At 36.5% G+C, this 26,517-nt stretch carries 20 protein-coding genes and 1 pseudogene (1 of these 21 cut by a window edge); 10 read left to right on the top strand and 11 right to left on the bottom strand.

Annotation, left to right across the window (positions count from 1 at the left end; all coding sequences use genetic code 11):
• Positions 1–224 (top strand): annotated as a pseudogene (locus A2W93_12110) (hypothetical protein); it begins 529 nt to the left of the window's first position.
• 249 nt (positions 225–473) lie between these two features.
• On the opposite strand, the gene A2W93_12105 reads toward A2W93_12110, so the two are convergent.
• Both A2W93_12105 and A2W93_12100 read right to left on the bottom strand, forming a co-directional pair.
• Complete coding sequence (locus A2W93_12105) at positions 474–1,958, bottom strand: hypothetical protein (GenBank protein ID OFY56366.1); 1,485 nt, start codon at positions 1,956–1,958, stop codon at positions 474–476.
• Positions 1,955–3,622, bottom strand: coding sequence for a hypothetical protein (locus A2W93_12100; GenBank protein ID OFY56365.1), 1,668 nt, complete (start codon positions 3,620–3,622; stop codon positions 1,955–1,957). Before A2W93_12100 ends, A2W93_12105 begins: the two co-directional genes overlap by 4 nt.
• 165 nt (positions 3,623–3,787) lie before the next feature.
• On the opposite strand from A2W93_12100, the gene A2W93_12095 reads away from it, so the two are divergent.
• The 4 genes from A2W93_12095 to A2W93_12080 all read left to right on the top strand — a co-directional run bounded on the left by A2W93_12095 (position 3,788) and on the right by A2W93_12080 (position 11,169).
• Positions 3,788–4,561: an adenine-specific DNA methylase gene (locus A2W93_12095; protein ID OFY56364.1), complete on the top strand. Its 774-nt coding sequence runs from the start codon at positions 3,788–3,790 to the stop codon at positions 4,559–4,561.
• Between the two features lies 1 nt (position 4,562).
• A complete protein-coding gene (locus A2W93_12090; GenBank protein OFY56363.1) occupies positions 4,563–5,327 on the top strand; it encodes a hypothetical protein in 765 nt (254 codons plus the stop codon).
• Between the two features lie 92 nt (positions 5,328–5,419).
• Positions 5,420–9,664: a hypothetical protein gene (locus A2W93_12085; GenBank protein OFY56396.1), complete on the top strand. Its 4,245-nt coding sequence runs from the start codon at positions 5,420–5,422 to the stop codon at positions 9,662–9,664.
• Positions 9,665–9,684: 20 nt separating this feature from the next.
• Positions 9,685–11,169, top strand: a complete 1,485-nt coding sequence (locus A2W93_12080) for a hypothetical protein (protein ID OFY56362.1) — start codon at positions 9,685–9,687, stop codon at positions 11,167–11,169.
• 54 nt (positions 11,170–11,223) lie between these two features.
• Here A2W93_12080 and A2W93_12075 read toward each other — a convergent pair whose 3' ends face one another.
• The 7 genes from A2W93_12075 to A2W93_12045 form a co-directional block, all read right to left on the bottom strand.
• On the bottom strand, positions 11,224–12,192 hold the full coding sequence (locus A2W93_12075) for a hypothetical protein (GenBank protein OFY56361.1): 969 nt from the start codon (positions 12,190–12,192) through the stop codon (positions 11,224–11,226).
• A 126-nt stretch (positions 12,193–12,318) separates the two neighbouring features.
• Positions 12,319–13,767, bottom strand: a complete 1,449-nt coding sequence (locus tag A2W93_12070; GenBank protein ID OFY56360.1) for a hypothetical protein — start codon at positions 13,765–13,767, stop codon at positions 12,319–12,321.
• Positions 13,768–13,926: 159 nt separating this feature from the next.
• Positions 13,927–14,385 carry a hypothetical protein gene (locus tag A2W93_12065; protein OFY56359.1) on the bottom strand — a complete coding sequence of 153 codons (459 nt, stop codon included), beginning with the start codon at positions 14,383–14,385 and terminating at the stop codon, positions 13,927–13,929.
• Positions 14,386–14,391: 6 nt separating this feature from the next.
• Positions 14,392–15,114: a TIGR02391 family protein gene (locus A2W93_12060; protein OFY56395.1), complete on the bottom strand. Its 723-nt coding sequence runs from the start codon at positions 15,112–15,114 to the stop codon at positions 14,392–14,394.
• Between the two features lie 640 nt (positions 15,115–15,754).
• On the bottom strand, positions 15,755–16,000 hold the full coding sequence (locus tag A2W93_12055; GenBank protein ID OFY56358.1) for a hypothetical protein: 246 nt from the start codon (positions 15,998–16,000) through the stop codon (positions 15,755–15,757).
• Positions 16,001–16,068: 68 nt separating this feature from the next.
• On the bottom strand, positions 16,069–16,317 hold the full coding sequence (locus A2W93_12050) for a hypothetical protein (GenBank protein ID OFY56357.1): 249 nt from the start codon (positions 16,315–16,317) through the stop codon (positions 16,069–16,071).
• Positions 16,318–16,374: 57 nt separating this feature from the next.
• Complete coding sequence (locus tag A2W93_12045) at positions 16,375–16,707, bottom strand: hypothetical protein (protein OFY56356.1); 333 nt, start codon at positions 16,705–16,707, stop codon at positions 16,375–16,377.
• 251 nt (positions 16,708–16,958) lie between these two features.
• Here A2W93_12045 and A2W93_12040 point away from each other — a divergent pair, with 251 nt between their 5' ends.
• Genes A2W93_12040 through A2W93_12020 form a run of 5 tightly spaced genes read left to right on the top strand, consistent with a single transcriptional unit; the run spans position 16,959 to position 23,854 of the window.
• Positions 16,959–17,822: a hypothetical protein gene (locus A2W93_12040; protein ID OFY56394.1), complete on the top strand. Its 864-nt coding sequence runs from the start codon at positions 16,959–16,961 to the stop codon at positions 17,820–17,822.
• On the top strand, positions 17,812–21,033 hold the full coding sequence (locus A2W93_12035) for a hypothetical protein (GenBank protein ID OFY56355.1): 3,222 nt from the start codon (positions 17,812–17,814) through the stop codon (positions 21,031–21,033). Before A2W93_12040 ends, A2W93_12035 begins: the two co-directional genes overlap by 11 nt.
• The gene (locus A2W93_12030; GenBank protein ID OFY56354.1) at positions 21,030–22,127 is read left to right on the top strand and encodes a phosphoadenosine phosphosulfate reductase; all 1,098 of its coding nucleotides are present in this window, start codon (positions 21,030–21,032) and stop codon (positions 22,125–22,127) included. The genes A2W93_12035 and A2W93_12030 overlap by 4 nt, the downstream gene beginning before the upstream one ends.
• Before the next feature lie 9 nt (positions 22,128–22,136).
• Positions 22,137–22,637 carry a hypothetical protein gene (locus tag A2W93_12025; GenBank protein OFY56353.1) on the top strand — a complete coding sequence of 167 codons (501 nt, stop codon included), beginning with the start codon at positions 22,137–22,139 and terminating at the stop codon, positions 22,635–22,637.
• Positions 22,634–23,854 (top strand): hypothetical protein, encoded by a 1,221-nt coding sequence (locus A2W93_12020; GenBank protein OFY56352.1) that lies wholly within the window; start codon positions 22,634–22,636, stop codon positions 23,852–23,854. The genes A2W93_12025 and A2W93_12020 overlap by 4 nt, the downstream gene beginning before the upstream one ends.
• 5 nt (positions 23,855–23,859) lie before the next feature.
• Here the strand turns inward: A2W93_12020 and A2W93_12015 are convergent, their stop codons facing one another.
• Positions 23,860–24,354, bottom strand: a complete 495-nt coding sequence (locus tag A2W93_12015) for a hypothetical protein (protein ID OFY56351.1) — start codon at positions 24,352–24,354, stop codon at positions 23,860–23,862.
• A gap of 1 nt (position 24,355) precedes the next feature.
• Positions 24,356–26,509 carry a hypothetical protein gene (locus A2W93_12010; GenBank protein OFY56350.1) on the bottom strand — a complete coding sequence of 718 codons (2,154 nt, stop codon included), beginning with the start codon at positions 26,507–26,509 and terminating at the stop codon, positions 24,356–24,358.
• Positions 26,510–26,517: the final 8 nt, after the last annotated feature.

Genomic DNA, 26,517 nt, shown 5'->3' with positions numbered 1-26,517 from the left:
ACAGCCCTTGCAATAGGAGGAACTATGACAACAATCAAAATCGACAACATCGTTGCATCTCTCCCGAAGGGGAAAGGTGCGTACAAAAGAAGAACGCTGAGTTCAATCACGGGTATTGTGGTCCATCACAGCGCAGCAGATTCAGGAACTCCAACAGCTATTGCCAATTATCACATTTCGCGCGGCTGGCCGGGCATCGGATATCATTTCGTCATTTCACATGATGGAACAGTCAACCAGACCAACGATCTGGAATCCATCAGCTACCATGTGGGATATTATAACACCACTTATGTTGGTATTTGCCTGATCGGACACCTCTCAAAGCACCCGCCAACACCGCAGCAGATGGACTCGTTACGAGGAGTAATCAAGCATGTGAAATCTGTTGTTGGAAAAGACCTCGTTTTAAAAGGCCACCGGGATCTGGCTGCAACAGAGTGCCCGGGAAAGATGATGGATTTGAAGAAACTTTAATTTGTGAATTGTAAAATAGAACTATTTGAAAAAACAATAAGTCTTTTACATGCTCTTGTAACTGCAACATAAAAATGTTTGTGATCAGAAATTCTATGTGCGTTCAAAATTACAACAGTATCAAATTCAAGTCCTTTAGTTAATAAAGTAGTACCTATGCATTTCCCTTGAACTTTTCTACCCACTCTCCTAATTATATTTTTGTAACTCACCATTGAGTCATAAACACTCTTATTTTCTACAATTGCAATTCTCATGGATTTAATTATACTAGTTATAAGATCTACTCTCTTTGATTTAAATTTCATTTCATTTTTTAAGAACAAAAGAAGCTCTAACAAGGACGACATTGAAGACTCATCTATAAACGAATTAATCAAATCTTCTAGTTTCTGTTTTGTTTTTGCGTCTTTCCCTCTTTTATTTATTAGTCTATCTTCTGTAATCCAAGCATCAATACTTCCTTTGTAAAATACTTTTTGCAAAAGATCTTCTGAAATAGCTTTCAGCTTTTTATTTCTACGATGAATGCCATTCACTAGTTTATCAATTGACTTAGAAATTGAATAAAAGTCTTTATTATCAATTGCTTCTAAAAGAGTCAACTGATGTGAATAATCTATTAATGCTTTAAGTTTTGCTCTTGAATTAATTCCCCCTCGATTCACTCCATTTTCAATATATTCAGGAACAATTAATAACAAACTCTCTAACTCTTTAGATTGATTATTGTTGTTTATTATTGTGTTCAATTGTCTTCTATAAATACTCTTTTGATTAAAAATATCCGATTCATTGATTAATATATTCTCAATTGTTGGGCTGAATGATTTAAAGTTTATCACCTTCCTATTCGAACATAAAATCGATCTGATTTCTTTTAGAATCAATCCTAATTGCGTATTACCTGTCGTATTCCACCTCCATGGAGTATCTAGTTGATTCACGATTTTGAATGAATCTAGATCGTTTTCAAAATTAACTAGTGGCTCATTAAAACCAAAAATACCCTGCATCGGATCTCCCATTATATGTGTTGGCAAATACTCCGAAATAGCCATAATCATTTTGTGCTGTGATAGTGTGCAGTCTTGATATTCATCAACAAAAATATTTTGATATGTTGATTGAAGAACTCTTTTTACAGCCTTTGTTTTAAAAAGTTCAGTAGCATTTTGAATGATAAAAAGAAAATAATTTTTACTTTCTTGCTCAGGAATTATTGCGTTACTGTAAAATGAAAGCATGTATTTTTGAGCAAACCCATTGATGGTTTCAATGCAAAATGTTGAGTTTGGTATGTTTAACTTTGCAATTTTTTCTTTAATTGCAGCTATTCCAGCATGTGTATGTGTTATTATCAATTGTTTTTTATCGCTATCTGTAATTGTCAAACATTTTGCCAATGCATATGTTTTACCATAACCAGCAGGTGCAATTATTATGCTTCTACGGGTTGATATAAATTCCTTTAGATTCATTTATTTATCCAACTTGAAAGGTGACAATATTGAGTATGCAGGTGTTTTGACGTTATCTCTGAAAGTGAATTAAACCACACTCTCCCTAGCTTTTTCCCAAGTTCGATTCTTTTAAACCAATCGTGTTGTTTTGCTGCATTTCCTAATAATATTCGTATTCCAGGTAAATCTTGGTCAGTCAACTCGCTTTTTGACAATTTCCCTGTATTAGCCAATATCCCTTGCTCAGATCTTTCAATTTCTGCATATTTAACTAATCTTGTAACTTTTTCCCATGGCAAGTCATTAAATAATTGCTGTTCTATAGAACAACCAGCTGAACAATCAACGACTTGAATTCCAATATTAATAAGTTCTTTCTTCTTTTCATTTATCGCAGGATCATCTGAATCACAAAAAGCACAAACATCTATTCCCGCTGCAAAAAAATCAAAACAATACTTAATAAAGTTCGCACCTGTTCCATCCACTAAGGAAATACCTAACATTTCAAAGTTGCTTTCTCCAGATTCTATCCTAAATTCATTTAAGGCCCTACATATGCCTACTTCTGTTGCTCCCTCGCATACAATAATTCTTTTTGAAAAAAAAGCTTCGGGATTATTTCGAATACAACCCTGAAAACACTCATCAAATGTAACTAGGCTATGTTGTTCAGCTTTTTTTAAAAATATTCCTTTCGCATCAATCTCAACAAGAACATTGTTTGAATGAGTCGTTATAAACACTTGCCCTTGTTTGTTATTAAAAAGCCGATTAACTAAAAATTTCACTCTATCAGGTTCTAATCCTTGTTCAACCTCGTCAATAAGTACAATTCCTCCTTTTTTAGCTAATTCAAGTTGAATTGCAATAGACAAAAGTCTTTTTGATCCTTTACCTTTCAACCTGCAAGGTATACTATCTACATGTAGAGATATATTTCCTTCATTCAACATTGAATCTTTATTATCAATCAATGCAGATAAATCATCCAAAGAAAGACCGATCGTTGCTGCAGAATCCTTAATTAAAGAGACAACTGAATCTAAAGAGTCTAATGGTTTTGTTTTTAAAAAAACTTCTTTAGCCTTTCTATTTGCGTCTAATAGCAGTTTATTCGTTTCACTCTTCAAATCTGATTGTTTGCGCAATGAAAACAATGGTGTTCCTTTACTCCAAGAAAAGTGTTTGTCAAGATAATCTGAAACTAAGAATACATTGAGTTTTGCTCTATCATATGATGAAATTTCAATATCCTCTTGCTGAATTCTGCCATTAAAGATATACCATTTTGGTTCAAGATCATTTTTTACGACCAACTTGATTGATAATATATCAGCACAATCATCAGTTTCCAATGTAATATCATCAATTATTTCATTTGATGAATTTAATAAGCGCTTATACAATCCGAATTTAGATTCAGTCAACAATTCACTTGGAACTTCAATAATGTTAGCTTCAATTACTATATTATTACTAATATCACCGTTATAAAAATCTGTGTCGAAAAAAGTATAATTCCAATTTGGTGATAATACAGCAGAAATTGCATTTAATATTGTTGTTTTACCAGAGTCACCTCGTCCAATAAGGCAAACAAAATTAGTACTTCCAAAAGTGTGCTCAAATTTTTCAATACCCCTATAATTATGAATCTTGAGTGAATGAATTTTTGCCATGTATGCGTGTTTTTCATTAGGTTTAACTCACCAAAGTTATTAAAATTAAAATTATTGATAATAATTATTTTAACCTAGTTCAAATTTCAAAAACAAAGCCCATTTTCGCCCATCTTCGCCCAACCCCACCTCTCCACCCCCATAGATTTGCATTAAAACAAATCTATGTCCAGATCTGAAAACCAATATGAGCTTAACAAGCAGATTGAAGATTTCATTCGAGGGAAGGATCTTATGGGAGAATCGTATTCCTCTGATGACATTTCTTTTATTCAGCAATACGAAGGTTCTGGCGGTCAGGGAAGCAAGGGAGCCAGCGGCGAAGGTGTTCTTTATGAGTTTTTTACTCCCGATTACATTGTTGAGCTCATGTGGGAGCTGGCATATCGATATGGCCATGATGCAAAAGGAAGCATTCTGGAGCCAGGAATTGCCACCGGGCGAGTGATTGCCCCGGCGCCGGACAAATCGCGCGTCACGGGCATTGAAATCAATCCTGTGTCGGCAAGGATCTGTCAGATCACTTACCCCAAAGCGAAAATACATACAGGTTACTTTGAAACAGCCTTTTTGCAACCGCCCCGTTTCACAAGCAAACTCAAAGGAAATCAGTTGACCTGGCTCGAAGATTATCCGTTCTCTCTGGTTATAGGCAATCCGCCCTACGGAAAGCATAAAAACAAATACAGCTCCTATTTCGCTGCGCCCAAAATGCAACAGATAGAGCTGTTTTTTTTGTACTACGGGCTAAAATTGCTGAAACCCGGCGGGCTGCTTATCTACATCACTTCGAGCAATTTTTTACGAAACGGCATTTCATATAACCATGAGAAAGACAGCATCGGGCAACTGGCAGAGCTGATGGACGCATATCGTTTGCCTGCTGTGTTCCGCTTTTCGGAAGTCCCGACCGATATAATTGTTTTAAAACGCAAGTGACATGAAAGAGTATAAAATTCCACAGTCAACCCCAATGTTCGTGTTAAACGGAACCGAAATGCAGGACCTGGACAAACAGATCAAGGACATTGAAAAAGAATTCCGCGTAAAGGAAGTTGACCTGACTTTCAAAGAAGAGCGTCTGATCTTTTCCCGGCTCGTTTCGTCGCGCGATGCATATCAATTCATCAAGGAGGTCATTTTTGACGGTGTGGAAATTCAGGAGCATTTCGTGGTGCTTTATATGAACCACTCCAACAAGGTCATTGGCTACTACCGGCACACAAAAGGAACCATTAATTCAACCCAGGTCGATATTGAAATGATTGTGGCCGTCGGTTTGAAAATCCTTGCCAAAGGAGTCATTCTGTCACACAACCATCCTTCAGGGAACACAGAGCCCAGCCCGCAGGACAGAGAGCTAACAAAGAAAATAAAACAAGCTTTCAAATACTTCGATATTCATGTGCTTGACCACATCATCGCTACCAAAAACGATTACTATTCATTTATGGACAATGGCGACAGCTCACTTTCCGGCACTCTGGACAAAACTGTTTCAAAAGCTGAAAAAGAATTACGCGAAGAGATTCTTCATCAGTTAAAAAGAGTTACGAAAGCCAACAGCCCAAATGTCTGGGAGCGGATTCAGTCAAAAAACGGATATGCCAAACTCGAAGAACAAATTATCATGAGAGTGATAAATAATCACATGGTTCCGGCGGCAGTGATCCCACAGATGGAAACAGAATTCAACATGGAATGATGGTTTCGAATAGTGAAAATAGTAATCCAGCCTGGCTCAGAGCAAGGATATCAGCAATACAAAAACTGCTGGACGAACTTCCTGCGGACAACATTGATCGCAGCCTGGTGAGAAACGGAGTGATTCCGCTGAAATTGGAAAGCAGATTCAAAGCGCTTCATGACTATGAATACAAACTGACCTTTGCGCTGAACGAGCCTCTTTCATTCAAAGAAATCACCTCATTCAACACCTGGTTTGCCCTGCATCCGGAGAAAATATGCGGAAAGGAAATCATTTCAACGTCCCGCGATTTTCCGGTTACAGTCAAGGGAAACAAAGAAGAAATCATCAGTACAATCAGAGGCAATGGCGCATCCAATCTGGAGCTTGAAGCGCTCGCCCTTGAAACCGAAATGCAGTTATTAAACGATCAAAACAGTACAGACATGGGCTATCTAAGTGGAATAACAACGGCCAACAGCCTGGGATATATCAGCCCGGCAATGCTGAGCATAATCCTGGCCAACAGTGACAAAATCCTCAAGATTATAGGAGAGGCAAAAGGATTGCACGGGCTGGGCGAAACATCAAAGACCATGAGCTTTGATGAGGTCATCAGCAAATACAACAAAGGGCTTACTTTCGAAGAAATCAAAGCCTGGGTCTGGTATAAACGTTCGCTGGGGATTGCCATGAAAGGATGGGAACGATATTACATCAAGGGTGGCAATGTGGTTGAAAATGTTGTTGCGACTGAAAACACAACCATCAAAGACAATCATTTTCGCGACATCCGGAATGCGAATAAAGGCGCTGTTCTTGGTAAATACATCAAGACTCACCAATATGCCGAAGGCGAAAATTATTTCATTTTCCGCAGTGATGATGGATTGTATTATGTGTCGGCAAGAACATGCAAGCTGGAAAAAACTTCGATTGCAGCGAATGAAAACGAGCTTTCCGCACTGGTAAAAAAAGGAGCGCTGTACTACATGGGCGGCGAAGTTGTTCCGTTTCCGATCTACAGTTTTGGCAACATGTATGACCGCGAGTTACAACTGGAAGCTGACAAGGAGTTCATTCAATCGGAATGGGGAGAAGCTGTTTATCTGAAGCACAAAGAGGCCATTGATAAATCGAAGCCTGGTCTTTTGAGTGTGACCAACCCTGATGAAAAGGAACGCCCAATCATCACTGCCATCTCGGACTTCGCCGCTGACACCAATCTTTTCTCAGTTAGCGAAGTGCGCGAAGAATTCATGGATGTGGAAAATGCCGAAGAGTTGAAGAAAGTGAATGGAAAGGTCGAACGTAAAAAAGACAAGGAGAAAATCAATCTTAAGTTTGATAGCGAAACCCGATACAGCCTGCAGGACGTATTTGTCAAATGGCTGTTTACGCTGAATGCCGACGCGGATTTTGAAAAGTCATCTGCTATTGACATTGCCGATTACTACATTGCCAACCGACCTTTGCGCGATGACAAAATGAGCAAAGAAGAAAAATCGGAGCTCAAGGCAAATGCCCGGATTGAAGGCGAAAAGCTGTTTTCAAGATTTCTGCATGAAGTTCTGACTGCCAAGGATCAGGAAAAACTGGACTATTCATGGAACCGGTTATACAACGGACAGAGCGATATTTCCTATCACAAAGTGCCGATTGGCTTCGAGTGTTCAGCAACGTTCAAGTCAGGGATATTGCAGCTCACCGACATTCAGCGAGAAGGTATTGCATTCATGGAAGTGATGGGAAGCGGCATCAACAGCTTCGATGTGGGTGTTGGCAAAACCGCCTGTGCCATAGCAACCCTGGCCAATTTCATTTATTCCGGAAAGTGCAAACGGCCTCTTATAGTCGTTCCCAAACCGACTTACAAAAAATGGATCAATGAAATTTTTGGTTTCGAAGATAAAAAGTCCGGCAAATTCATTTCGGGAATTCTTTCCCATACCGGCATACAGTTGAATGACTGGTACAATTTGGGGACTGATGTCGTGAAACGCATCAACCTGAACAAGCCGGTTCCTGAAAAATCCATTACTGTGGTGACCTACGAAGGTTTTCGAAGACTGGGGTTTGGCGACTCTGTTTCTGATGAACTTTTTGTCGAGCTGGTGAACATACTTGGACAAAGCCGTGAAAAGACCGCAAGGGACAAGGAAATTGAATATCAGAAATTTCGTGAAATGATTGGCGTTGGCCTCAAAGACACCGTTGCCGATGTGGATGTGGTCGGATTTGATTACATCGTCATTGATGAAGCGCATCGTTGCAAAAATGTATTCAGCAGTGTGAAAGCGGATGAAGACGGCAATAAGCGATACAACATTCAGTCGGCAACTTCCGAAACCGGACAGAAAGCATTTTTAATTCTGAATTACATTCAGCGCAAATTTGGCCGGAACACGATGCTGTTGACAGCAACGCCGTTCACTAATTCGCCTCTCGAAATTTATTCTATGCTTTCGCTGGTGGCTTATGAAAGCCTCACCAAAAGCGGCATCTACAACATTGATACATTTTTCGATTTGTTTGTCCTGCCGACTGTAGAATGGACCGCCAATTACAAGGAAGAAATTGTAGAGAAGGAAGTCATCAAATCATTCACCAATCGCCGGATCCTGCAAAAACTCATCTACAATCACATCCTGTACAAAACAGGCGAAGAAGCAGGCGTGAAGCGGCCTAAGAAAATAAACCTCCCAATGCTTTACGATGCTGTTTCGGGCAATCGTGAGCGACTTGTTCAGGAAAAACAAATTCTGACTTATATAAACATGACTCCCAAACAGCGGGAGAATCAGAACAAGATTGTTGCAATGGCAAAGAGTTCTACACAGGGAAAACTCGACATGGGCAACCTGTTCAGGGCGCTGGCTTTCTCACTCGACAATGCCCTATCGCCGTTTATTCTGAACGGATCACCGGAAGATTACAAAGAATTCATTGACGAAAGTCCGAAGATCAAATACGTGATGGAATGCATCCGATCGGTGAAAAAATGGCACGAGGGAAAGGGCGAACAGGCATCGGGACAAGTGATTTACATGAACCGTGGAAAGCAGTTTTTCCCGATGATTAAGCAGTATCTGGAAAATGAAGTCGGGTTTGAAAGAGGGCTGATGTTTGATAAAACCAAAGTGGATGAAGTGGAAATCATTAGTTCTGAAATCAACGATGCACGAAAGGAAACCGTGAAAGAAGCGTTTCTGGAAGGGGTGGTGAAAGTGATCATAGGAACGGCCACCATTCGCGAGGGAATTGACTTGCAAAAACGCGGAACGGTCATTTACGATTGTTATCCTGAATGGAACCCGACCGATATCCGACAGCTTGAAGGACGCATCTGGCGGCAGGGAAACAAGTTTGCTTATGTTCGAATCGTTATGCCATTGGTACAGGATTCAATGGATGTTTTTGTCTTTCAGAAACTCGAAGAGAAGACGTCGCGCATCAACGACATCTGGTTCAAAGGCGACCGCGGCAATGTACTGGACCTGGAAAGCCTTGATCCGGAAGAAATAAAACTGGCATTGATTACAGATGTTGACCGGTTGGTGCGCATGTTTTTCGATCAGGAAAAAGAACAACTCAATCGCGAATATTCTAAGGCAAACCGCGCGCTGCAAATGATTGAAGAAATCAAAAGCGACATAGAAGATTACAACAACTATCGAAAAGAGACGCTGGAAGCCATTCGTAAGTTCTACGACAACCTGATCAACTCAGATCATTTCGACAATGCAGCTGCCGCAGAGCCTGATTTTGAGCAAAGCCAGAAAGCAAAGACTTTCAAAAAAGCAAAGGAATTGAAGGAAGAAATTGAAGCGTTACTGAACGCATCCACCTTTGAAGACAAGGATGTGCTGGCTGTCGGACGGAAAATCGAATACTCATACAGCGCCCTCAGAATCTACTTCGACAAAGCCTGGTACCTGCGGTATTTCAAAGAATATGTTTCGAAAGTCCGCAAAACGGAACGTACCATTTTGAAACCAAAAGGGTTTTCAATCGAAAGCGATCTCTCAAAGGTGCTTGAAACCTATCAACTCGACAAACAGGCCATCGTAAAGAAAGCAGAACTTTACAAAGGCGACCAGGGTTCAGAACGTTGGAAAAGCCTCCGCAGCGAAATTGAAGCAAAGAAATCGGCGCTACAAGTCGAAGGCCGGACAGCCCAGGATCGTGCAGAAGAATTTGCAAGACTCAATTATCTGCTTGCATACAAAGCCGACGACATTCCCGCCGAAGAGCCGCAAATGATGCCCAGCACCCCTGCTCTTGCTCCTTCCATGAGCGAACTGGAACTCGAGGCAATGGCTCTGGAAGTGGAACTGGACCTTCTCTCAATCTGAAAATTTTAAAAAACAGCAATATGATCACCATTGAAAATTATTTCGACGTTAGCCGGAACATAGATTTCGACAAGCTTCCCGCAGCATTGAAGAACGGAGACAAACTCACCCGTGGCGCGGCGCCAAACAACTGGTCTGCATACAATTCCAATGAAAACATTAAGCGCGTCATCAACGCATATATGCAAAAGCTGGATGATTACCTGGAAAAGAATCCGCATGACGAACCAGCCAAAGCGAAGCCCAGAGCGGAGACAGAAAAACCAGAAAAGCAAGCGGCTGCTAAAAAGGAAAAAGCAGAACCTGCTAAAGCCCGGCCAGAAAAGGAGCCGGAGCAGGTTGAGAAAATAATGACTGAAATCGTTTTTATCAAACGCTATGTTTCCATGCATGGCAAAACAAAAACCCAGGATGAGATCCTGCGTTTTCTGAGCTCCATGCAAAAAGCCATTCTCGAAAAGCGCATCCGGAAAACATCGCCATATGCTGCAGAAATAAAGCACATTCAGAGTCAGCTCATTAAATGCTATGAGCAGATGGGGGCATCCATCGCCGTTACGATTGACAAGAAAACGCTGGAGAAATACACGGCCATAGCTGAAAGTCAGAAAACAATGCCGTCGGTGACCTACATCAAACAATACATTTCGCTGCACGGTAAAAAGAACGTAAAAGACAAAGCTAAATCGCTCATGGAAAGGATCAGCAAAGCGGCTGAGAATCAAAAAATCAGAAAAAGCGATCCCTACGCCGCCCGATTGGAAAAACTCTATAGGGCACTCAATAGCTATGTAACCGGAGAAAGCGATGCACCGATAATCAGTGAAAGTGAACTGAACGGACTCATGGGGCTGGTCAGAAATTCTCAAAAAAAAAGCCCGGGGTTAAGCGGTCCGGCCGATGACGAAACACCTGAAGTGATCCGCAGCACAGATTTGTCCGCTATGAAATTTGAAACCATTGGCCTTCAAGGCAAATACCGCGAGCTGATCGGTGATCCCAGCGTTGGCTTTTCTGCTATGGTTTACGGCCTGCCCAAATCTGGCAAATCAACCCTGTGTATTGACTTTGCAAAATATCTGGCAGAGCACCACGGAAAAGTCCTGTACTGTGCCATTGAAGAAAAATTCGGCTACACGCTCAAAGAAAAAATCGAACGGCTCCAGGCTTCCCATCCCAACCTATACGTTTCCGAAACCATTCCCGACGATCTCTCAAAATACGACTTCGTTTTTATAGACAGCGTTTCCCGCGCTGGCCTCGACATGGACGGCCTCCGCAAACTACGCCATGACAACCCCCGCACCGCATTCATTTTCATCTACCACACCACCAAAGAAGGCAACTTCCGCGGCAAAAACGAAAACGCCCATGAGGTGGATGTGATTATTGAAGTCGCCGACGGCAAAGCTACTGGTAATGGGAGGTTTGGAATTGGGGGGGGCGTGGGGGTGTTCGATCTATCAGCAGCGTTTAATACAATGCAAAAATCTACCAACTTTTAGGTATAATTTATTATTGCCGATTGCACGCTTTATAAGATTATTTTTATATTAGATTTATTTATACGCTCCTTGCTCATATTCCTTTAAATGGTCTTTGTTATATATAAGAGAGACGTCAAGGTTTTTAAATATTGCATATGTTTCAATTAGTGGCTTGAATTTATCACGCCCATTGTTATGTAAGCAATTGTAGAAAAGTATGACTTGTTCATAGCTTGATAGCTGTGCTCTTACAATAGAGGTGTATTGTTTTTTGTTTTCAACATTGGATTTGTCAACAAACTTAATTATGTGATACAATGTTCTAAAATAATGACTCATGTCTGACTTATTGGAGTCATATAAAATGTCATAAGCGTCTAGTGCTTGCTCTATCCGTGAAGATTGAATATTCAAACTAGATTGATTATTTATACTGTGGTGTAAAAAAGACGTGAGTTGTTTATAAAAATGCTCAAAGCAATCTCGACCAGTTGAAAACACCTCTCCTTTTGATATGGACTGTCTTAGGTCAAGAGAGTTAACAATTGAAGTAAACAATGATAAAAGTTGAAAAAATGTATTCTCAAATTTTTGTTGTCGCAAGGTGTCATTCTGTTCTTTCATTTCTACCTTTTGTCCAGAGAGTTCTAGTCTTGTATATTTAACCTCAATCTGACTATACATTATTTCTAACTGTTGATTTAGAAGTTGTTGTTTCTGTCCAAGAAAAGCGACATAAATAAAAAATAGCCCAGCAAGAGACCAAATTGATGCCACCGAGCCTGCCATAAAATCCCCTAAAAGGTTAAGCCCAAATCCATCTCCATCGTTTTGATTGACGTAATAAAGAATTGAAACAAGGGAAATCGCCCCCCCAAGCCAAACGAATATCCAAGCCCATTTCGTAAAACTGGATATTTTTGAAGCAAGTTCAGCCAATTCTGACTCTATTTCAATTTGCCGAATTTCAATTCGTTGCGTTGCAAATTCAATGTCTTTTTCTATGTTTTGGTTTGTCATGTTGTATGTTTTAATGATCATTCTTGTTTCGGACTATTTTGGCTAAACGACATACACTTATGAAATCGATCTTCCTGTTTGAGTTGGCTATTAAAAAGGAAATTCGAGATTTGCCTACCATTTCAAATAAAAAGTTAACAGGAGTTTTTATTCATTGATAAACTTTATTGTATTCTTAATTTTTACAACTTTATCAAACTTAGGAATAAGGTCTTGATTTTGATTGAGTCGAAATTCTATATCATCCCTATTCCACCAATCTGTCCAGAGTTGCTTTCGATTTAATTTTTCTAATGCCTCTGTTAGAGGATTGGTTATTTGAGTACTGACTGCCAGAAAAAATCCAGTAGCATCATGATATTCGATAGTGTCTTTAATATCTTGAACTTTGCTTTTACCAATAGTGGTATTACTCGCTTTACATTGACCTACAATTTTTAGTATCCGTGACGGAGGCTTAGTTTCATTAAACGTTTGATTTTTCTCTACTATTTCCCAATCAATGATTAAATCTCTCCCATTATCTCCTTGATTTGTTGGGGAAGCTATACGAACTCTTTTTACTTTGACATCCCTTTCTAGAAGGCTTTTTATTAATAATTCGAATTGTGCAGGGCATGGATTTTCTATCCATTCGAAAAGAGGAATTGGGAATAGTATTGATGCTTCAAGATTGTGGCGTTCTCGAATAAACTCTTTTTCAAGTTTAAAGGCATCTAACCCTGAAGATAAACTTTTTGCTATTATATAATCTTCACCTATGCTAATTACAAAGTTTTCAATAACAATTAGGCTATCTACATCAATTCTTTGGAATCTATCAATGGAGGTCAAAATGTTTGCAATCTCGTTTAAAGCGCTATGACTTGCAAAATTATAAGTAGTAGAATCAATATATATGTCACCATTTATTCCTCTTATTTTTTGCGGATTGTAATCAAATAGAGTCATTAATCTTTTTAAATAATCAATTAGAGATTTTGATTTAATTATTGTAATATCATTATCAATGTCATAAACGAAAGAATACGAAGGTCTTATTCTACTACCTGCATTGTAGCGAGTGATTGTTGCTGTATAACCGATTAGATTTGATTCAGAGTAATAATCTCTTTCATTTATTAAATTTTCTTCTTCCATACACTTTTGGCACGGGCAACCAATCAACATCCAAAAGGAATATCTCCATTCAAGTAACATACTAAATAGGTTTTCTATAAAATCTAGAATATTAATAGAAGAGTCTTCATATTGTGAAGGATAGATGTATCTTCCCCAAATTTCATCATCAATAAGAGGGTGTGCTATATCGAATATTGAACATGAAATATTGGCTTTTATTTTTAGAAAACTAGCAAGCATTAAACTTATAACTATATGTAAATCACTTCTATCTCCGCTATAAACAACATCGCTTGTCCTTACTAAAAAATAAAAACTTAATTTATCTTCATTAAAGTTTAAAAATAAAGTCACCCCATCAATCTCTCCGGTAAAGATTCGGTAAGAATTTTCATTAGATTCTTCAATGAAAAACGAAAAAGAATCACATATTTCTTTTATTCTCTCCCGTATTTTATTATTCAAATTATTCATTCAAATTGATTTAAGTACCATTAAAGCTTTCCCGATCTTTGCGTAGATGGGCTTTTTAAGCCATTGACTGTCTGCCAGCATCCACTTTTATTAATTTCACAAATGGTTTCATTCTCACCCTCTGCCCCCAAACACAACCCCCTTTTTATAAGCTGCTTTTCATCCCTTTGGTATTAAGTGTTCAATCGTAAAATAATAAAACTCACCTGTAATTGGATTGCGTGTCTTCTTGTCTAAAACCCTCACTGGAATATTATATTCTTTCCCAATTCTTGCTGTTGAGTTTTTACCTGCGAATAATTTCTCGGTCAAGTTTTCTACAAGAGATTTGTTTTGGTCTGGATTGTCTAAGACAAATTGTTCAACTTGAATTGATGCCGTTGCCCTCTCTTTACAAAATTGATAATATTCATAACTTCTTTCTCTTAGCTCAAGGTCATTGTCTATTCTGTAATAACTTGAAAGAAGTATAATAACTCCTCTCCTTTTAAAACCTGCTATTAGTTCATCTATGAATAACTTGGCTTCACCATCGTCTTTCGTTGTAAAAGTTGCAACAAAATGAACAATCGCATTATAGCACTTGTCATCAATTTTCAAGTCAATTAAATATTCCATGTTTCATTATTTATAGTAAACGGCTTTGTCCAGTTGTCGATAAAGAAATGAAATTAAACTTAGTATGTCTAAGCAATCCTGTTTGTCAATAGGCCAAGTGATTGCAGGTTCATGGGCTGTTGGATTACGAATAGCACTCATAATGCCACCCGAAATAAACTTAATTCCATCTTGAAAGTCTTTGTCTGACTGGGATTGACAAGCAGTAACTTTTAAGACTCCAGTATCACACCCCCAAACACTTAGCATAAGAGGTTGTCCGTCTTTATCACTTTGAGATTTTATTTTTATATCTTTATTGTACGCTTTTGCACTTTCAAAAACTGAATGAAAGTAATTTCCTTGTGCAAATAGTTTTTGTGAATGCTTTATTACTTCAGAGTGAAAATTTCTTTTCAGAAATTCATCGAGGTTGTCTTTATAAAGCAGGTTGTAGGGACAATTGTTCTTCTCTAAAAACGCAATTGTCGTTTTTATATGTTCTTCCGGAGTCAACTCAAGGCAAAACTTAATTAATCGTTTTACTCTTTCGGTGCTGTCCAAAGGAGTTTTTGCTAAAGACATAACCCAATTATATAAAGAATGCGCTCTAACTGAAGTTATTGCTGAATTCGGAAATACTTCTTTATCCACTTTTAAAACAGATTGTCCAAGTCGGTCTATTTCATTCACCGTTGTTGAGTATTTCAACAAGTCCCCTATTTGAGTTGCTATATGACGAAAGTTTATATCTTGCATTGTAGATTTTTAAAAGTTGCTTATACTTTTCATCTCGTTTTGTTTAATAATAGTGACTGTGTGTTCTCTGTTTAAAACATAACATGACCTCTTGTTTTGCGAACCTGTGTGATAAACATTTATACTATCACCTGCACATAACTCAACATACTCTTGAATTAGTACAATCCAGCATCAAAAGTCATTGTCCGCGAATAAAAAACCTTTTTTCTGCTATGTTCACGATGTAAATATATAAAGAATTTTGTTAAAATCAAGATCTCTAACGAAAATGTTTAGAAATTTATTCGATGAAATGGATAGAGATATTTATTAATGAGGTTTGCAGGCGGTTAATGCGTTTTAGCCCTTTGTTAATCGTAGCTGCGCAACTGCTTTATTTTGTATGGATAGATATTATGCGGCACATGAAAATTATAGATATTTACATGTGTTCTATCAACATTTTGTAACAACCTCACAAGTTTTATTCTTTTCATTGTACCCACAATTCAGCAACACCATCCCAATAAATCAATATCCAGGGCACATCTTCAATTCTGATAATCTTATCGGTTTTTGAATGAATTGTTTTTGTTTTTGGCTTTTCAGAGGCCCGCATCAATTCGAATTTCGGACCCAGATCTTTTACCTACTTGAACAGGGTCGTTTGCTTCATCCCGGTCAGATCCTCGATTCTATTAATACTTAACCCAGAGAGGTACAGAATCATTGCATTCCTCTTCAGATTCTGATCAATCCACTGTCTCTGCATGGTAACTGTAAAATGATTGTCACATTCTTTGCATCTAAATCTTTGCATCTTTGCTATAAAGCCATCTTTCACCAGGTTAGATGATCCACAGCGAGGGCATGTTTTCAGGGCTTCAAGAGTCATAGTAGCTTCACTTTTCTAATGCTAACAAATACACCATCTTTTGCAGATAAAGCAGGATCATTACCGCTTTACAAAGTAACCTCATTAATCAATCGGATAACAACCTCCTGCTCCAATCTAGACAGCAATACAATATCATCAATATCATATCCGGCAAAATATAAAATAAGTACTTCACGCTTTTTATCAGCATTTTCAGATTTCGGAACAACCGGAATTGTCACATTAAACCCACATACAGCGCATGAATACTGGCTGCGGCCATTCACAGTTCCATCTTTGCTGAAATTTTCAGCCTTGCATTTCGGGCAGTACATAGGGTTTCGAAATTATTTCTGGCAGGTCTGTGAAAACCAGGCCAGGGCAGTAGTAGATTAATTATAATACGATCTTCTTCTTGTTTTGCGGGGGCGGTAATCTTCTTCTTCGATTATATTTAAGTTGAAAGGAACTTCCTTTGCATAAACATTTTTCCACATCTCATATTCCGATCTGGAGATCTGATTTTCGGCCAAAGCGCGTTCTAGTTTATTCAGTTTTTCCATTTTGGCAGACTGAACAGACGTTGGTTTTTCAGCAACAGCCTTCTTTACTGTAGCTGGTTTTACAGTAGTTTTCTTAGTCGTAGTCTTCTTTTCAGCGGTCTTTTTCGCCGGAGTCTTTTTGGCAGTGGCTTTAGCAGCAGTTTTGGTTGTAGCTTTTTTCATGGGGCTTTTTGAAATGTGGGCGGCAAAGATATAAATCTTTCGGATTGATAGCCAAAGGTTTAACGATGTGAGGATGCAAATTTGGTGTTTTGCTATAATTTGCCAAATTACTCGTTAACTATCTGATTTTACGTGCTGTTAAAAAGAAATAATTCTTCTTGGAAATCAAAACAAATCTTTTTGTACTTTTAACTTCTAAATAAAAGATGTGATTACATCTTGATTATAAAACCATTAACATGTCTGAGTCCATTAGTCGGTTTATATTTTCAGGCCATGAGTCATTTCAGTGCCGTCACTTTTGGTTAAAAAAAGGGTATGACTTTGTAAATGACAAGCGGTCTTTCAATGATGAAGATGCAGTAGTTGCTCTTGGTGTTGGGAAAAACATGGTTGCTTCAATTCGCTTCTGGATGAAGGCGTTTAACATTCTTACGCCTGACGATAAATTGACAACGTTTGCCCATGATCTTCTTTCTGACAACGGATGGGATCCTTACCTAGAAGACGAAGCAAGTTTATGGATTTTGCACTATCATCTCATAAAATCAGGCTTTGCTTCAACTTATTCTATTGTCTTTAATGAATTGAGAAAAGAAAAAATAGAATTTTCAAAGGAAAATTATATTTCATTCATTAAACGCAAGTCTGAATCTGGCAAGGGTTTTACAATAAATGAAAGAACATTACATGAGGACTTGACGGTTCTTGCCAAAATGTACTTGCGTTCTGATGCTCAAAGTAAGGATAAAGAAGATAGTTTTTCGGGTTTATTAGCTGAATTGGATTTGATACGAAGCTATAGAAAAGCTGCTGAAGATTTTTTTATTATTGAAAACAATGACAAGCCTGAAATACCAGACGAAGTAATACTCTATGCTATTCTGGATAACGATAATTTTGAGAAGTCATTAAGCTTAAGCAGTATTGAGCAGGGTTACAATAGTGTAGGTTCTGTTTTCGCAATAAGTAGAGCCGGTATTCTTAGTAAAATTGAAAATCTAACAAATAAGTATCCTTTCTTAATATTCAAAGATCAAGCAGGAATTAAAGAAATTCAATTTAAAGAAAAACCAGCAGCCGAATCAATCTTGAAAAATTATTATGCAAACTAAATATTCCACATCAACCAACATAATTCGGGATCAGGGTAGAGATCTTAACTACATACCTACTCCAAATGCAAAAAGGATTGTTGAACAATTAAAAAGTGATTTTCACAAAGGGATTCGATCTTTTAACATTATTGGATCTTACGGCACAGGAAAATCATCTTTTTTATGGGCACTTCAACAAAGTCTTACAGGGAAAAAAAGACATTTTAGTGTCGATCTACTTAAGAACCCCAGAATTAAATTTCTAAATTTTATTGGCGAATATAAGTCCATTTTAACATCCTTTGCGGATTATTTTGATGTCTCCACAACAAAGCATCAGACAGAAAACATCCTATCAGAAATATACAGTCATTACAGGGAATTAGGGAAGAATAATCCCTTGCTTGTTATTGTAATTGACGAATTTGGTAAGTACTTAGAATACGCATCTCAAAATCTTCCTGAAAAGGAACTTTATTTTATTCAGCAATTATCGGAATTTGCAAATAATCCAGATCACAACATAATTCTTATTACAACAATACATCAGAATTTTGATGCGTATGCTTTCTCGTTAAATATAACCCAAAAACAAGAGTGGACAAAAGTAAAAGGAAGATTCCGGGAAATAACATTTAATGAACCGATTGAACAGCTTCTTTTTTTAGCATCAGAGCATTTAGTAAATCCCAATCTGGATGAAAAAACAGAAAAGGAAATTCACAATGCTTTAAACATTGCAAAAAAATCAAAAGCTTTTAGTTTTGGTTCTGATTTTATATCAGACATTTCAAATAGGCTCTATCCCCTTGATCTGATTTCCGCAAACATATTAACTATTTCTTTGCAAAAATATGGTCAAAATGAAAGGTCTCTTTTTTCCTTTCTTGAATCAACCGACCATACAGGTATTAATAAGTTAGATCGAAGACTAAACCCATTTTATAATATTGCCTGCGTTTACGATTATCTGATCTTTAATTTCTATTCTTACATTAATTCACGATATAATCCAGATTATGCAGCATGGGCTGCAATTAAAAATTCCATTGATGCTATTGAAAGATTATTCCCAGATAATATATCAGATTATTCAAAAATTATTAAGACAATTGGCTTGCTCGAAATAACTGCCATGAATGGTTCTGACCTTGGCAAGGAATTCTTAATAAAATATGCTTCAACATGCCTAGGAGTGAGAAACTCTGAAGAATTAGTCAATAGCCTTGAACATAACAAGATTATTTTATTTAGAAAATACAATAAACAATATATTTTATTCGAAGGGACAGATCTTGATATCACAACAGCACTTATTGAAGCAGAAAGTAAAGTAACGGAAATAAGTGATGTCGCAACAATGCTAAAGAAGCATTACCAACTTCCATCAATTTATGCAAAGGCCTATTCGTACTTAATGGGGACTCCCAGATTATTCGAATTCCGTATATCCCAAACCCCCATTAATGAAGTTCCGACAGATGAGGTTGATGGATTCATAAATTTGATTTTCAACGAGACTCTAACAATAAAAGAGGTTAAAGAAACATCTCTTAATCATGAAGAAGCGATTCTTTATGGGTTTTACCGTAATTCAAAAACTATAAAAAACCAGCTATTTGAAATCGAAAAAACAAGGAAAGTCCTTGAAGAAAATGAACATGATCGAGTTGCAAAGCGAGAGCTAGAAAACATTTTACATCATCAGAAGAACCTTCTAAATCATTATATACTACATAATTTATACTCCAATAGCTCTGATTTAACATGGATATTCAAAGGAACTGAAGTTAAAATTTCAAGCAAGAAGGACTTCAACAAGTATCTTTCTCATATTTGCTACCAAATATATGCAAAAGCCCCTGTCTTTAGGAATGAATTAGTTAATAAGCATAAAATTTCAAGTTCAATCCACACTGCGAAAAAAGGCTTTTATCGGGCATTAGTTGATAATTGGGATAAACCGGATCTGGGATTTGAAAGTAATAAGTTTCCTCCAGAGAAAACCATTTTCTTAACTCTTCTTAAGGAAAACGGCATAACATTATACTCTGATAAGATTAATTTTGTCCCGGCAGTATCACCCGACTCAACCTTCAAAGAGCTTTGGAGCTTTTCAATTGCTTTTCTTGAGTCTGCTAAACATACTAGAAGATCTATTTCGGATTTTATTTCTCCTCTTACAAAACAACCTTTTAAATTAAAACAGGGATTAATTGATTTTTGGATAGCATCCTTTCTATTCATCAAACGTGATGACTATGCTCTGTTTGGCGAAAGCGGATACATCCCATATATAACGGATGAAGTTCTCGAATTACTTGTAAAATGCCCTGATGATTATGAAATCAAAACTTTTGATATTGAGGGAGTAAAACTTGACATTTTTAATAGTTATCGTGTTTTTCTGAATCAGCATTCAAAGGATAAGATAGATAATAACACTTTTATTGAGACAATTAAACCTTTTTTAACCTTCTATAGAGGACTACCAGAGTACTCCCGAAATACTAAAAGATTAAAAAAGGAGACTCTTTCAATAAGGACTGCAATTGCAAACGCAAAAGATCCCGAGAAAACGTTTTTTGAAGATTTCCCTACTGCTATTGGCTTTAGTGTATCTTCAATTCAAAATTCAAAGGACGTACTGCAAGCTTATATAGTTAAATTGCAGGATTCTATCAGAGAATTACGGACAGCATTTGATGAACTGATAAATAGATTTGAAGAATTTATCCTCAATGATTTTATTGGTGAGAAAATGCCTTTTGAAAAGTATAAAATTGAGTTGCAGGCAAGATATAGGAAACTTAAAAAACATCTCTGCCTACCACACCAAAAAACTTTCATACAGCGTTTAGATTCTGATCTGGATGATAGAAAGGCTTGGTTGAGTTCGATTGCACAGGTAATTATTGGAAAATCAATAGAAATAATCAATGATGAAGACGAATTTATACTGAAAGATAGATTTTCCATTATGATCAGAGAGTTAGATAGTCTCACAAATATTTCAAAATCTGATTTCAATGATGGTAAAGAAGATGTATTAGGTATAGAACTGAGTTCTTTTGTTGATGGCATAAACAAAAGTTTAATACGACTACCTAAAACAAGAAGAACTGAAGTTGCGCAAATTGAAACTGTTATTAAATCGAAGCTTTCAAAGGACAAAACTATCAATATTGCAGCATTGGCAAATATTCTAAAAGAGTTGTTAAGGAAATGAAGAATATACGACATGTGTTAGGAATTTCAGGCGGTAAGGATAGTGCCGCACTTGCTATTTATATGAAAGATAAATATCCTTCATTGAACATAGAATATTACACCTGTGATACAGGAAAAGAATTAGATGAAACATATGAATTGATCAGAAACCTGGAAATTTACCTCGGGAAAAGTATTATAAAACTTCAAGCAGCAGAAGGGAGTAATGAAGCTCCTTTTGATCATCACTTAAAGATGTATGGAGGATATCTGCCATCCTCGACATCCCGTTGGTGTACAAAAAAGTTGAAGTTAGAACCTTTTGAGAAATTTGTTGGGAGTGACCCTGTTATTTCTTATGTTGGTATAAGAGGTGATGAAGACCGTGAAGGCTATATTTCACGAAAACCGAATATACAATCAATTTTTCCTTTTAGAAGGAACATATGGAGTGAAGATGTCATTAGAAAAATTCTTGCTAATGATAATATAAGTAAAACAGTAAGAATATTTAAAAAGATTACCCTATCCCCAAATGCAGATAGACTTCTTGAGATAATCAAAATACCATTGACACAAAATTTCACACAATTGCAGAAACTAAATTTACTCTTAGAAACAGGAGTTAAAGAGTTCAATCAAATTGTTTTTGAATACTTAAAATCTACAACGTACCCGCTATCTAACGAAGTTTCTTTTGAATTGATTCCAAACGAAGATAACCTGAATCGTGATGATATTTTTAAGATATTAGAGGAAAGTGGTGTCGGCGTTCCAAGCTATTATAAGAAGGTTGATTTTGAAATAAATGATGAAGTGGGTCAGTATTCACGAAGTCGCTCCGGATGTTTCTTTTGTTTTTTTCAACAAAAAATTGAGTGGGTGTGGCTTTATGAACAACACCCTGATCTTTTCCAAAAGGCTATGGAATATGAGAAAGATGGTTATTCATGGAATCAAGAAGAAACGCTGAAAGATTTAATTAATCCAGATAGGATTAAAAAAATCAAAGAGGATTGTTTCAAACGAAATTTAAAAGTAGCAAAATCTAAATCTCCATTTCTTATTGATATTTTAAATGAAGATGAAGGTTGTGCTTCATGTTTTATATAATCAATTATTATGGCATTCGACATTGATTTTGGCGAGAGAGGCTTAATAAAAGAACATATATGGAAGTTTCTCTTATTTCCTGAACACTGGAATAATCCAGCAAATGGTATTCCTCATAATCTAACCTGGAATGAAGTCCCATTCAACAACGCTCAAATAAATAATGTTCCAGCTGATAAAAAAGGCATATACTGCTTTGTAGTCAAACCTGATTTTAATAAGTTATTTGAAACAAGGTATTTATTCTATATAGGTCAAACAACAAGGAGTTTTAGAGTTAGATATAAAGAATATCTTGATGACCAAGAGGGAAAAGGAAAGCCAAGGCCAAAGGTTTTCACCATGCTAAAGCTTTGGAAGGATTGTTTGCATTTTTATTACGCTGATTTAGTTGATGATAATCATATAGAAGAATGTGAAGTTAAGCTTTTAAATACTTTTGTACCCAAGGTTAATACTGACATTCCAATTGCAAAGATAAAACCCGAACTAAAAAACATTTACGAATGAATAACACATTAAGATTACCATGCCTAAGAGGTAGAATGGGTGATTGGTTCTACTATGTTTCAGTAATGAAATTTTGCGAGCTGGCAAATAGGACTTCTCTTGCTCAAGAGATTCATAAGAATAAAGAGCTAAGCAGATGGATTCAACGAGAAGTTAGTGACAGAAGTTCTGATATAGTATCATATTTAAAAGATCAACCCCAGAGATTTTTTAATTCTATAATTTGTGGGATATACGGAGGGAAGCCACATTGGCAAGAAATTGATATTGAAAAGACATCAACGGATCTATCTGAATCTGAACAGGACTACTTAAGCAAGACTTTTGGAATTCTTACTTTAAATGGAGAAGAAAAGATTTTTTCAATAGATGGACAGCATAGAACAAGTGCAATCAAACAATATCTAAAGCAGTATAATGATGAATTAAAAGACGAAGAGGTAGCAGTAATTTTTGTAGCACATAAGGAATCAAGGGAAGGCGAAATTAGAACAAGAAGGTTGTTTTCTACTTTGAATAGGTATGCTATACCAGTGAACATTAGTGAAATAATTGCATTGGATGAAGAAGATAATTGTGCGATAATAACAAGAAGATTAATGGAAGATTTCGATTTCTTCAAGGATCGGATTCAATATTCTAAGACACGAAGCATGAATCAAGGCAATAAAAATCATTTTTCTAATATTGTTTTAATTTATGATATGATTTCAATAATATTGACAGATAAGACATTCTCCAACAACCTCCCTTTAGCAGGACATCATTATAAGAAATTCACAACACGAAGAGAGAGTGAAGACTTCATCGATAGTGAAACGATGAAAATAAAAATATATTTCAAGAAAATTCTTAACTCAATACCTTCGGTAAAGAAATATTTTGAAACTGGAGTTGTGGATAGAAAATCAAATGCAACAAGTTTGTTGTTCAGACCGATTGGACAAATGATATTGTTTTATGTACTTAAAATTGCTAAAATAAAAGGAAAAGAAAAGGACGCTATATTGTTTTTTTCTAATGATGATTTTAAACTGACTCACAAGGTATGGAAGAAGGTGTTTATTGACCAAGAGAAAAATACTTTAAAGACAGATAAACCCAGGCAAATTCTTGCCATACAGATGATTTGTAAAAAAATTGGAATCGATTTGCAAATGACAAAAGCAGAGAAAGCCTTTTTTGACAATTTCAAAGATGATGTGACCAAAATCTAACTACTTCAAGAATCGAGTAAGTCAATAAAACAGTTGTCGTTATTTTCAAAAAATGTAGGTTCGTCTTCAAGCTTTGCCCTAATTTTATCAAACCCACCATTTGCATATTCTTCGAGCAATTTCTTCAAAGATGATATTTCCTTTTCTATTTCTTTTTCTTCCATATTCTCTAACTCATTGAAATCTATGTCAGATTTCGCAAGCAATCCCATAACAACATAATCAGCCAGATCATATGGTTGCCATGCCTTAACTTCAATAAACTTACTTTTATCTGTATTCGGGGCAATTGGCAAACGGTAATTCATTTTGAGCCCTAATAAGGCTGCATACATATAAATTTCATATTTAGTGCCAAAATACTTCCCTTGTTCCCACGTTGAACTTTCACCAGATGTCCCAGCTCTACCTCCTTGTAAAACCGTGAACTTCGTAATCAGCTCTTCATATGCTGAGTTGTATTCTGGTGCTCTGTCTTTAATTCTTTTTAGAAGTTCCATATTAATTTAAAACTGAAATTTTAGTTGAAAGGTCGTGTCGATTTGCTCTTTCACTTTCTGGTATTGTCGGGGTGATTAAATAAACCTTCCCTATTTTGATGTCTCTATTTGTGAGTAATTCATTTTTTAGAGTTTCGTTTTTGTAAAACTCCTTACTCATAATTATGCTTTGTCTATAGACCTTGCTTACTGTTTTACAAAATCCAATTGTATAATCTTCTCCAAATACCGATGTTGGGGCATCCGTAATGAGAGTATAGAGGTCAACGTTCCCTGTACTTGTCTTCGCGGAAATAATTGCCATAATAGCAGCCAATTTCACTAAAATCAAATTACTTGTATTTGAGCCTAAAAGAGGATTCCCATTTCCGTCAATTATTTCAGGCATATAATTTCCATTGGGAAGTTTTCTTAATCGTATTTGTCCTCGTATAGATTTATTCCCAGCTGTCATCGCCTCATAATGATGATTTGCTTCTTTCTCTAATTGCATTATCAAATTATTAAAAACTCTATCTCGTGTTGATGAAGCTATTAGTTCAAAATCATTTAAAACGTCTTTTTTCTCAATAAGCCATTTAGGGATCTCACCTGTTATAAGAGATTTTAATTGTTCATTTACGCTTCGGAGATTATTTTTATTGAATTCAAGTTTTTGTGAAATCTTACTTACCAAGTCAAGAAAGTCTTTCACATATTTATTTTGAATAGAATACTCGTTAATGATATTACGTGCTGATTCTTCACTAAGAGAGGTGTCTGATAACAACTTTTGAATTTCTTCATCAATAGCCTTTAAATCTTTACCGGCATCTCTGATTTTAGAATTCAATCCTGTTGTTTTTTTAAGTGTTTCAGCAATATCTTCATCAATATCAGAAATTCTATGTGTCAGTGAAAGGCCATTCTGATATAGTTTTTTAAAGTCGTTAGAAAAATCCTGTTTGGTTAATTGTTTCCCGACATGCTTATGGGAATATTTATCATGTCTTTGAATTAGCTCCTTAATTCTTTTCCAGGGTTCTGAATCCTTCTTAGCTTCCCGATCACAAACCAAACATCTTTCCTCATCAAGCATTCTTTGAACATAAATTGGCTCTGGAACATCAAGAGGTAAGCGCGTTTGAAGTTTTTTCAATACTTCTTCTTCCGATTCTTTTTCTTGCCTTAATGCTTCAGCCAACTGAAGCTTGATGCTTTCATATTTCGAGTATTTCTCACTAAATTCAGAGTGTAGGCTTTCAGTTCCTTTTAAAACCCATTTGTTTCGAAACATCTTTTTATGAAAAGATATTTGTTCTTCATTTATTTCATCATTCAATTCCTCCAACCTTCCAAGAACTGATTTCTTCTTTTGTTGCAATTCAGCCACCTTTTGAGCATCTTCAATTTTATTCAGCAAATCATCGCATTTCCCTTCAGCAATTGACAAATTATCCTTTGCTTCCTTTAGTTCCTTGCCCAATGTTTCGATAGCCTCCTCCAGTCTTTCTTTTTCATTCTCCAGCTGATCACTACGGTCACCGTCTTTACTAAGTCTCTTGACTTCTTTGTCATACTCCTTATTGCCTGATTTTGCAGCAGCTTCAGCAATTTCTTTTAGCTCATCATATCGTGAAATACTTGAGAGCACATTAATAGCTCTTGTTAATGTATCTTGTTTGTTGAAATCAATTATTGATTCTACTTGCTCTCCCTGGAACCATAAATAATCTTTAATTTGTGCCGGAAGAATTCTGAAAACGATTTTCCTCTTTTCCTCTTCGTCACTAATTAATTTAGCGTTAAGATAAGATAGTTCTTTACGCATCACAGTAAATTCGCTATCATTACTCTCAAGAATTCGAGAATCTTTAACATTTACTGCATACTTTCTCTCTAATATGAAAACTTCATCTTTTTCAAGATTATGAAATGTAATTGAAACAGATGTGGACAAACTACCATCTTTTGCTTCATGTTTAGCTTTATCTGAGATTATTTTTGACTTTACCGAGCGTGTGTTTTGAAACTCCTTCTTTTCCGGCACAAATACCTGATCGTACATTACCCAATAGAAAGCATCATACAGTTTTGACTTCCCATAACCATTGTCGCCGATAATGACATTTATTCCTTCTTTAAACTCAAAGCTATTCTTGCCAGCATAGCACATGAAATTAT

Source organism: Bacteroidetes bacterium GWF2_43_63, assembly GCA_001769275.1.
Lineage (GTDB): Bacteria > Bacteroidota > Bacteroidia > Bacteroidales > DTU049 > GWF2-43-63.
Note: the sequence above shows the minus strand (reverse complement) of the source record. Positions and strands in the feature narration are given on the sequence as shown.

Bases quoted from the DNA above. Each gene is read 5' to 3' on its own strand.
- A2W93_12105 (OFY56366.1), bottom strand. From the start codon at position 1,958: ATGAATCTAAAGGAATTTATATCAACCCGTAGAAGCATAATAATTGCA.
- A2W93_12100 (OFY56365.1), bottom strand. From the start codon at position 3,622: ATGGCAAAAATTCATTCACTCAAGATTCATAATTATAGGGGTATTGAA.
- A2W93_12095 (OFY56364.1), top strand. From the start codon at position 3,788: ATGTCCAGATCTGAAAACCAATATGAGCTTAACAAGCAGATTGAAGAT.
- A2W93_12090 (OFY56363.1), top strand. From the start codon at position 4,563: ATGAAAGAGTATAAAATTCCACAGTCAACCCCAATGTTCGTGTTAAAC.
- A2W93_12080 (OFY56362.1), top strand. From the start codon at position 9,685: ATGATCACCATTGAAAATTATTTCGACGTTAGCCGGAACATAGATTTC.
- A2W93_12075 (OFY56361.1), bottom strand. From the start codon at position 12,192: ATGATCATTAAAACATACAACATGACAAACCAAAACATAGAAAAAGAC.
- A2W93_12070 (OFY56360.1), bottom strand. From the start codon at position 13,767: ATGAATAATTTGAATAATAAAATACGGGAGAGAATAAAAGAAATATGT.
- A2W93_12065 (OFY56359.1), bottom strand. From the start codon at position 14,385: ATGGAATATTTAATTGACTTGAAAATTGATGACAAGTGCTATAATGCG.
- A2W93_12055 (OFY56358.1), bottom strand. From the start codon at position 16,000: ATGACTCTTGAAGCCCTGAAAACATGCCCTCGCTGTGGATCATCTAAC.
- A2W93_12050 (OFY56357.1), bottom strand. From the start codon at position 16,317: ATGTACTGCCCGAAATGCAAGGCTGAAAATTTCAGCAAAGATGGAACT.
- A2W93_12045 (OFY56356.1), bottom strand. From the start codon at position 16,707: ATGAAAAAAGCTACAACCAAAACTGCTGCTAAAGCCACTGCCAAAAAG.
- A2W93_12035 (OFY56355.1), top strand. From the start codon at position 17,812: ATGCAAACTAAATATTCCACATCAACCAACATAATTCGGGATCAGGGT.
- A2W93_12030 (OFY56354.1), top strand. From the start codon at position 21,030: ATGAAGAATATACGACATGTGTTAGGAATTTCAGGCGGTAAGGATAGT.
- A2W93_12025 (OFY56353.1), top strand. From the start codon at position 22,137: ATGGCATTCGACATTGATTTTGGCGAGAGAGGCTTAATAAAAGAACAT.
- A2W93_12020 (OFY56352.1), top strand. From the start codon at position 22,634: ATGAATAACACATTAAGATTACCATGCCTAAGAGGTAGAATGGGTGAT.
- A2W93_12015 (OFY56351.1), bottom strand. From the start codon at position 24,354: ATGGAACTTCTAAAAAGAATTAAAGACAGAGCACCAGAATACAACTCA.
- A2W93_12010 (OFY56350.1), bottom strand. From the start codon at position 26,509: ATGTGCTATGCTGGCAAGAATAGCTTTGAGTTTAAAGAAGGAATAAAT.